General features: G+C 80.1%; 1 protein-coding gene. It reads right to left on the minus strand.

Annotated features, from left to right (window positions below; all coding sequences use genetic code 11):
• A partial coding sequence (locus Z164_RS22885; protein WP_043690998.1) for a hypothetical protein occupies window positions 1–849 on the minus strand: 849 nt, incomplete at both ends.

An 849-nucleotide genomic window follows, 5' to 3' on the forward strand; every position in this document is an offset into this window, starting at 1 on the left:
GGAGACCTGCGAGAACGCGGCACCATCGCCGCGCTTCGCCGCGGCCAGCAGGCGCTCCACCACGCCGCCGAACTCGCCCCGCAGCGATGCGCGCTCCGGCCACCCGGCCGCATCAGCCTCGCGCTGCGGCGCCTGCCGCGACGCCTCGCGCTCGCGCTGCAGCAGTTCGCGCGCGGCCTGTTCCCGCTGCGCGATCTCGCGCTCCAGGCTCGGGATCATCGCCGTGCCCATCCCGTGCCGGCCCACCGCCTCCTGCACGCCCTCGCGCGCTTCGGCGGCCAATCGCACCGTGCTGTAGACGTTCGCGCCGCCGCCCAGGCCGGGATGGTAGGTCACGCCGGCGGCGCCGATGAAGCCGGTGGTGCCGCCCATCGTCGCGCCGACGGTCGGAGCGCGCGCAGCGACGCCTGCGATCCGCGCGCCCGCGACCTCCAGGCCCGCGTCCAGCCGCTCGCCCACGTAGACCAGGGCGCCGCGGTGCGCCGCGCCGGCCTGCTGCAGCGCCTCGCGCGCGCCCGTGCCCGCCGCGGCGGCCGATGCGCGCCATGCGCCGGCCTCCGCCTGCCCCTGCGCCAGCGCCGCCGCGGCCTCGCCCCGGTTGCGTTCGCGCGCCTGCTCGCCCTGCGCGGCCAGCCGCTCCGCGCGCGCCTCCAGGTCCTGCCGCGCCGAATCCGAGACCAGCCCCACCAGGCTGCCCAGCCCGCGCAGGCCCGCGGCCCCGGCCCGGGCCCCCTGGTACTGCGCCCAGCCCTGCCCGTGGTCGACCAGCGCCTCCGCCCCGGCGCGCGCCTGCCGGACCGTGGCCGCCGCCTCGCCGGCGGCCTGCACGCCGGACTGGACGGTGGCGCC

It is taken from the genome of Luteimonas huabeiensis HB2, assembly GCF_000559025.1.
GTDB classification, from domain to species: domain Bacteria; phylum Pseudomonadota; class Gammaproteobacteria; order Xanthomonadales; family Xanthomonadaceae; genus Luteimonas; species Luteimonas huabeiensis.